The sequence below is a fragment of the Cryobacterium psychrotolerans genome (assembly GCF_900101115.1).
GTDB lineage: Bacteria > Actinomycetota > Actinomycetes > Actinomycetales > Microbacteriaceae > Cryobacterium > Cryobacterium psychrotolerans.
The window spans coordinates 1-7,407 of record NZ_FNFU01000036.1 but is presented as its reverse complement, the minus strand read 5'-3'; the positions used below and the strand labels follow the sequence as shown (position 1 = coordinate 7,407).

At 66.3% G+C, this 7,407-nt stretch carries 10 protein-coding genes; 8 read left to right on the top strand and 2 right to left on the bottom strand.

Going from position 1 to position 7,407, the window contains the following annotated elements; translation table 11 throughout:
• The first annotated feature begins 644 nt into the window (after nucleotides 1-644).
• Nucleotides 645-821, top strand: coding sequence for a hypothetical protein (locus tag BLQ39_RS15930; RefSeq protein ID WP_166784488.1), 177 nt, complete (start codon nucleotides 645-647; stop codon nucleotides 819-821).
• Nucleotides 822-827: 6 nt separating this feature from the next.
• Entirely contained in the window at nucleotides 828-1,139 is a 312-nt protein-coding gene (locus BLQ39_RS15265; protein WP_134575436.1) for a hypothetical protein, read from the top strand.
• Between the two features lie 451 nt (nucleotides 1,140-1,590).
• Here the strand turns inward: BLQ39_RS15265 and BLQ39_RS15260 are convergent, their stop codons facing one another.
• A complete protein-coding gene (locus tag BLQ39_RS15260) occupies nucleotides 1,591-1,800 on the bottom strand; it encodes a hypothetical protein (RefSeq protein ID WP_092325329.1) in 210 nt (69 codons plus the stop codon).
• A gap of 111 nt (nucleotides 1,801-1,911) precedes the next feature.
• On the bottom strand, nucleotides 1,912-2,343 hold the full coding sequence (locus tag BLQ39_RS15255) for a PPC domain-containing DNA-binding protein (protein WP_092325327.1): 432 nt from the start codon (nucleotides 2,341-2,343) through the stop codon (nucleotides 1,912-1,914).
• Nucleotides 2,344-2,581: 238 nt separating this feature from the next.
• Between BLQ39_RS15255 and BLQ39_RS15250 the strand changes: the two genes are divergently transcribed.
• The 6 genes from BLQ39_RS15250 to BLQ39_RS15225 all read left to right on the top strand — a co-directional run.
• On the top strand, nucleotides 2,582-2,812 hold the full coding sequence (locus tag BLQ39_RS15250) for a hypothetical protein (RefSeq protein ID WP_092325325.1): 231 nt from the start codon (nucleotides 2,582-2,584) through the stop codon (nucleotides 2,810-2,812).
• A gap of 84 nt (nucleotides 2,813-2,896) precedes the next feature.
• Entirely contained in the window at nucleotides 2,897-3,310 is a 414-nt protein-coding gene (locus BLQ39_RS15245) for a DUF2267 domain-containing protein (RefSeq protein ID WP_092325323.1), read from the top strand.
• Nucleotides 3,311-3,353: 43 nt separating this feature from the next.
• Nucleotides 3,354-5,180: a thiamine pyrophosphate-requiring protein gene (locus BLQ39_RS15240; protein WP_092325321.1), complete on the top strand. Its 1,827-nt coding sequence runs from the start codon at nucleotides 3,354-3,356 to the stop codon at nucleotides 5,178-5,180.
• Between the two features lie 202 nt (nucleotides 5,181-5,382).
• Complete coding sequence (locus tag BLQ39_RS15715) at nucleotides 5,383-5,598, top strand: hypothetical protein (protein ID WP_135109401.1); 216 nt, start codon at nucleotides 5,383-5,385, stop codon at nucleotides 5,596-5,598.
• 584 nt (nucleotides 5,599-6,182) lie between these two features.
• A complete protein-coding gene (locus BLQ39_RS15230) occupies nucleotides 6,183-7,061 on the top strand; it encodes an SDR family oxidoreductase (RefSeq protein WP_092325317.1) in 879 nt (292 codons plus the stop codon).
• A gap of 47 nt (nucleotides 7,062-7,108) precedes the next feature.
• On the top strand, nucleotides 7,109-7,407 hold a 299-nt coding region (locus BLQ39_RS15225), incomplete at its 3' end, for an IS5 family transposase (RefSeq protein ID WP_143006469.1).

Below are 7,407 nucleotides of genomic sequence, written 5' to 3'. Positions count from 1 at the left end.
GTCTTTGGCTGCGATGACCTAACCGGTCCCGAGGCTTCCGGCCGCGAACAGTGGTGACGGCAGCGTCCCGGGCGACTCGCGACACGCCCTATGAGCGACCCGCACACCGGGTCACGCTCGATCTCTAGACTCGCGTGAACGCCCCGCCGAACACACCGTCATGCGGTAACCAACCCGCGCATATCAGAGTGACAACGCGTCGAACACGACCCGCGCGTCACCACCCACGCGACCGGAACGAGCGGCGTCCCACCGACGGGCGAGGGCGCCGCTCACCCCTGCCCACTTGACAAACCACACCCCATATCAGGGCGTGTGCAACTGCGCTTCAGGCGATAACGGCGTGGAAGGTGGCGCCCCACTGCTCGCCGGGTTCGGGCTGCCGATGGCGAACATCACTCAGTACGACAGCAACGTCCTGGGCATTCTGTTCGTTCATGCAACATCGACAGGCCATCCGGGTACACGGGCTGCACTTTCGCCAACTCAAGCGGCGGGTCGCGCGTGGATGGCGACCGAGGGCTTCGCACGCCTCGCTCTTTCGTGGCCTGCTTGGCCGGGTCGTTCCATCCATGTACGTAGGCCGCATCCGCCGGTGGCGCAAGGCCCTGGGCTGTCCAATCTTGTCGGCGTAACCTCGGGTTATGTTCGGTTTCATCATCTTCCTGCTCGTGCTGTGGTTAGTGCTTGCGATCATCGGCTTCACGATCAAGGGACTCTTCTGGCTTGCGATCATCGCAGTCGTACTCTTCTTGGCCACGGCGATGGGGGCTTGGCTTCGTCGGCGAGCGGGCGTGGCTGGCAAAACCACGAGGCGCTGAGCTGTTGTGTCTGATCCCACTCGGGTAACCAGCCAGCCTGCCCTGACCACTTCGTCGGGTCGCAGCTGGCTCGTTGTGGGAGCGTTGTTCACTGCGATTGCGCTCAGTGTGCTCATCCCCATGACCAGCCTGCCGCCGAGCGGAGTGGCCCTGACCGGGGCGATTACAGTGGCCGCCCTGTACGGCGGGATGCTCGTGGTCCGAGTGACAGTTTCTCGGGGACGTCGGCGTCTCCGGCTCTTGGCCGCGGGACTGATCGCGATCGCGATCGTCTCGGTGATTACCGCGGGAATAGTCGCCGCAACGGTGGGTGTCTGATGCTTCTTCGGGCCTAACGCGATCCGAGCCAATCCTGGCTCGCGGTCGACCGCCTCGGGGCGCCCGTGCGACAGACGCAGCCGCCCGCCTTCACGCCCCACCTCCACGATCAGGAACGGGACGTCTTGGGCGCGCTCCCGCAGTAGCGGGACGATGCGCGGCACTCGACCGTGCGTCACGACCTCCGGCCCGATCCGCGCCCCGGGGGTGGAACTCGTCCAGCTCGACCGTGCCGTCCCGCACAAGGATGGTCAGGCTCGAAGGGGCGGGCGGACCGTCGTCGGTCAGCAGCTCCAGCGCCACCTCCACGTCCGGCTCCGGTGTACCGGCCCTCAGCATCCGATCGCGGATCGACGTCCGGCGCGCATCCCGCTCGGGCGCGGGTGACCCGTCCGGCCCATCGATGTAGAGCGTTGTCCAGGTTCCCGGACGGGTGAGCAGGTCGGCGAGCTCAGCCATGGGTTGAGCCATCGGGCGGCTCGTGACGGAATGCCCGATCCACCTCGGGTGCGTCGGTGTCGTCGGGGAGGGGCTCGGTCTCGCGGAACGGCTCGGCGTGCGGCGCGCCATGTCCCTGCGTCATCCCGCCGGTCTCCTGTTTCAGCTTGTCGTCCAGTTCCGGACCGTGCGTGGTGTTTCCTCGTTCTCCGCTCTCGTCCATACCTATGAACGCTAGGCGCGAGGCTCGGCGCCGGCGCCGATCTCCCCCGAACGCCCAGGAATGCGGGCTGCGCCCAGGCCGGAGGAGCACTCGTTTCGACCCGGCCGGTGCTCAGGGTCGGATCAACGCGAGCCCGGTCTCGGGATCCACCTTCTTGCGAAGCGGCTCGGGGGTCGCCGTGAGGATCACCTCGCAGGTCGGCCGCACGATGGCCGTCTGCACATGTCCGCCGAGCACCCGCCCGTCCGCGAGAGCGACCGCAGCGTGCGCGTGGAGTTGCGGCTCGCCATCTTTCTCGGCGATGTCGCCAATCAGCGAGACGAGCTCAAGCTGCTCGCTCAGGTCCACCGACGTGCGGTACTGCTTGGAATCCCACTCGAAGTAGGCCAGCCGAACCGACGAGAATGCGCCGATAGCTCTGATCGAGGCACCGAGGATCCTTCGCTCGCGGGCGAAGGAGGTGAGGGACTCGACGACCTCGTCACCGGTGTCGAGCACGATCACCCACGTTGTCTCAGGCCCTTCCAGTCGATCAGCACGCATCACCCTCGCCCCTTCCCAGGACGGGCGCAGGAGAACCCGCCTCAAATAGCGAAAGGCTCCAGTGGCACTAGACCACGTGGAGCCTTCCTATGCGATCTGTGGTTTTCACCTCTTCTCGCATTTTGACGCTACGCCGTCGATGCGACCGATGCAACCCCGTTGTTCTTAGCTTGGTGATGTTTCACGATGGAGTTATCCGACGAAGGTGATATGCCGCGACTGGCAGGAGACGACCGACATGGCGAACGAACCGGAGAGCCCCGTACGGGACAAGAACTACAACCTGATCTGGGCGCTGGAGGCTTCCTTGTACAACATCTGGAAGCTGGACACCTACATCCAGGACGCGGAGCGCGAGGGTGACAGCGATCTTGCTGAATGGTTCAGCAAGATCCAGCACAACAATCGCAAGGCCGGCGAACAGGGCAAGCGGATGCTGGCTGAACGACTCCAAGGCGAGGAGACCTGACCTGAGGTCGCTCGAGCCTCCGTCGCGACCCTCGACCTAACTCGTCGTTCGGATCAGATGGCGCGCAAGTAACGAGGAGTGGTGATGGACGAGGACACGCTGATGGGCCAGGTGCAGAACCGGGCACGGCTCAGCACTCGAGCAGATGCGGCCCGTGCAGTCCGTTCGACCCTTGAGACTCTTGCCGAGCGGATACCCGCTGGCCTCGCGGATAACCTTGCGGCGCAGCTTCCCCATGAGGTGGGCGAGAACCTGCGGCGGGTGGCAGCCGACCCACTGCATGAGTCTGGCGAACGGTTCGACCGCGACGAGTTCATCCATCGGATCAGCGACCGTGCCGGCGTCGACGATCCGCAGGCTGCCTACCTCGCGCGAGTCGTGTTCGAAGTGATCGACGAAGCAGCAAGTCTTGTCATGGACACGGTTCGGGGAGTCCTGCCCGAAGACCTGCAGCAACTCACGAGCGCGGGCAGCTCGGGCAAACTCGACGAGCCGTGAGCCCGGCCCTGCTCCGCATCGGCCCGAACCCACGGGGCGTGCGATGACGGAGGAAAATGAGCACCAGGGACTCACAGTCTCTGATCTCATCGTGCGGCGGCTGCGGGACTGGGGGGTCGCGCGGGTCTACGGTTACAGCGGCGACGGCGTCAATGGTCTCCTCGACGCACTCCGGCGTGCGAACGGCAGACCGACGTTCATCCAGGCGCGTCACGAGGAGAACGCCGCGTTGATGGCGGTCGGCGAGGCCAAGTATGGCGGCACGGTCGGCGTGATCGTTTCCACCCAGGGACCGGGAGCGGTGCACCTGCTCAACGGCCTCTACGACGCCAAGCTCGACGGGGCTCCCGTGGTTGCCCTCGTCGGGCAGCAGCACAGGAGCGTGCTCGGCTCCGGCTACATGCAGGAAGTCGACATCGCGACCCTCATGGCCGATGTCGCCGTGTACGTCGCGCAAGTTTCATCGGCCGAGCAGATCCCGATGGTGATCGATCGCGCCTTCCGCAAGGCGCTAAGCCGCCGCGGTCCGGCTGTCGTCATCCTTCCCCACGATGTCCAGTCCGCGGACGCCCCCGAGCACCCCCACGAGCACGGCGTCGTCGTGACGAGCGCCACGTACTCCCCTCCGGAGGTGCGGTCCAGCTCGGATCAGCTCCGCGCCGCAGCGGAGCTGCTTTCAGTCGGCGAGCGACCCGTCATGCTTGTCGGGCGTGGCGCCGCCGAAGCGAAAGAGGCCGTCATCGAACTCGCCGAGTCGCTCGGTGCAGCTATCGTCACCAGCCTTCTCGGCAAGCCATACGTCGATGAGAGCCATCCGCTGGTGGCGGGGACGATGGGACATCTCGGCAGCACCGCGAGTGCCGAACTTCTCGGCGAGTGCGACTGCCTCCTCATCGTCGGCTCAAACGACCCCTGGACAGAGTTCTATCCGGCACCAGGCCAGGCACGTGCCGTGCAGATCGACATCGACCCCGCAGCCATCGGCAACCGCTATCCCGTCGAAGTAGCGATCACGTCGGATGCCGAGCCCGCGCTGCGCTCGCTACTGTCGCTGGTACGCCTGAGGAATCGGGAGTGTTGGAGCTCGCGAGTGCACGATGCCGTGCGCCGGTGGCATCGGATCCGCGTGGCGCGTGCCGAGGTCGATGCGGATCCTCTGAATCCCGAGGCCGTGGTCATGGCCCTCAACGGCCGCCTCCCCGGCGATGCCGCCCTCGCACTCGATGTCGGCAGCGTCGTCTACTGGTACGCCCGCCAGCTACAGCTTCCTCCCGGCGTTCAGGCGCACGTGTCATCCACCCTGGCGAGCATGGGATGCGGGCTGCCCTACGGCATCGCAGCGAAGCTGACGGACCCCGCCCGGCCAGTCGTGGTCCTCGCCGGCGATGGTGGGATGCAGATGACAGGAATCGCCGAGCTCGTGACTGTCGCCTCGCGGTGGCAGGGCTGGCCCGACCCGCGTTTCATTGTGGCTGTGTTCGACAACGGAGACCTCGCCGAAGTGAGTTGGGAGCAACGCGAGGAGGGCTCGCCGCGATTCCCGGCGAGCCAAGCACTCCCGGCCTTCCCGTACGCCGAACACGCCCGCATTATCGGCCTCGCCGGCGAGGTCGTGAGAATGCGGGATGAGCTCGGCGACGCCTGGGATCGCGCATTCGCGAGCGATCGTCCCTACGTCCTTCATTTCCACACCGATCCCGCCGTGCCGCTCCTACCGCCGCTGAGCACCGCGGGGAAGAAGATCGACGCGATGCGCACGGCGCTCGAGATCGAGCGGTCGGAAGGCGGCAACATGGCGACGCGGTCGCTCCGCCTCCTCGACCAGTACGTCGCGATCGAACGTGACGACTCGAACGGTGGACGACGCTGAGCGAATTCCTCGCTTCGTCAGACTCGGATCTAGCGCGGGGGTGTTTGCAGATCGGGGGAGCACGCTGCCGTAGCGGCTGGCTCTCTCATGCCCGGCAGCGGAACGCGGCCATCGTCGTCCGCGTGCCCAACGCTCGAGCGCTTCGCTCACACCCCGGACGGTGCTCGAGTAGGGAGATGGAGGCGCTTCGCCGAGGCCGACGATGATGGCTCATCATCGTCGGGTCGTCGCGCCCGCCTATGTCGGCTCGTCGCCGACCGTCGAGTTTGCCGTCGCTCGGCACGCTCACGGCGGGCGCGCCTGCCGTCTCCTCGCGCCTGCCCTCCTGGGCTTCGAACTCCGAGTTCCCCGGTCCTCCGCCGCGGAGCGGTCCGACTTCGGCGGGACGACCTCCTCCGTGGTGTTCGAGGCCATCTGACCATCCGCAGTGGGCATCACCTGATCGTTCATCAGACCGTCGGGGTCGTTGGGCTGGCTGCCCTCGGGGCCGAACATCGCCATCAGACCAGCGCGTGTACGGGGGAGCTCCCGGTGCCGCCGGTCTGCGGCACCGAGTGGTCGTCCGGCTCGTCTGGCGCCGCCGCGGGCGCAGTTTCGAACGGCCGAGGGGCGTCCGACGCCGCGGGCGACGGAGATGCCGGAGTATCCGACGACGGCGCGGCGCGGTCGCCGAACTCTAGGTGGTGGTTTATCGAATGACGTCCCATCTGCATTTCCTTTCCCAGCCCGATAAGCCGCGGTTCGCGTTCATCGATGCGTCGCCGGTCGTGAGTTCGTCGTTGGCGCCCCAGGCTGAACCGAACGACTCCTCGGGCTAGCCGACCGCCGCCTGATCCACATCGCCCGGGCCATCCTTGGGGTCAGTCACGGGAGCGCGTCCCCGCCGATCGGCCGTAGACCTTTGGATTCTGTTCCGTTCACCTGGCATGTTTGCGACGATACGCCGTTGTCAAGATCGTGCAAGGGGCTTGATTTGGCATCCCATCAGTGAGTGGCTAAAGTATGGCTGCGCTCATCGACCCCCGCTCCCGCTACAAGTCCGACGGCTTCCCGAAGCAGGAACAGGAGCAGCCCGGGCTCACCGATCGAACCGATCCGTTGCCAGACCACGGCGAGTCTAGCTACCAGGGCTCGGGCCGACTTGAGGGCCGTCGCGCGCTCATCACAGGGGGCGACTCCGGCATTGGACGGGCGGTGGCGATCGCGTTCGCGCGCGAGGGCGCCGACGTCGCGATCGTCCACCTGCCTGAGGAGCAGCACGACGCGGACGAGACCCTCCGCCTCGTCACCGAGGCCGGGCGCGTGGCCGCCTCGATCCCGGGCGACGTGCAGGAGGAGGGCTTCTGCCGTAGCGTCGTCGACCAGACGGTGGAGGCGCTCGGCGGTCTCGACATCGTCGTGCTCAACGCCGCGTACCAGAAGAACCGGGACGGGCTCGAGACGATTCCGACCGAGGAGTTCGACCGCGTCTTCCGCACCAACCTTTACTCGATGATGTGGATCGCCGGGGCAGCGATCCCGCATCTCCAGCCCGGCGCGTCGATCATCTCGACCACGTCGATCCAGGCATTCAACCCGTCCTCGGCGCTCATCGACTACGCGATGACAAAAGCGGCGCAGGTCGCGTTCACGAAGGCACTCGCCGAGCAACTCGGCCCGAAGGGCATCCGTGTGAACGCGGTGGCGCCCGGACCGATCTGGACCCCGCTCATCCCCGCCACCGGCTGGCCCGAAAAGCTGCCGACCTTCGGGCAAGACACCCCACTTGGCCGCGCCGGCCAGCCCGCGGAACTCGCCCCTGCCTACGTGCTGCTCGCCTCCGACGAGGGATCGTACATCTCCGGCGCGGTCCTGCCGGTCACCGGCGGCAAGGGCCTCTAGGGCGTGTTGATCAAGTGATTTCGGGTGCGCCTGGGCGACCATTGATCATGCATGAGCGTGATGTGGTTTCTGATGAGGCGTGGGCCGTGATCGAGCCGTTGCTGCCACAGGTCCAGGGGCGAAGTCGGCCCTGGCTGGATCACCGTATGGTCGTCGAGGGGATCGCGTGGCGGTTTCGCACGGGTTCGCCCTGGCGTGATCTGCCGGAGCGGTTCGGGCCGTGGAATACCGTGTTCAAACGGTTTGACCGGTGGGCCAAGGACGGCACCTGGCAGAGGATTTTGACGGCCGTGCAGTCTCGCAGCGATCAGCTGGGGAAGCTGGACTGGGTCGTCTCGATCGACTC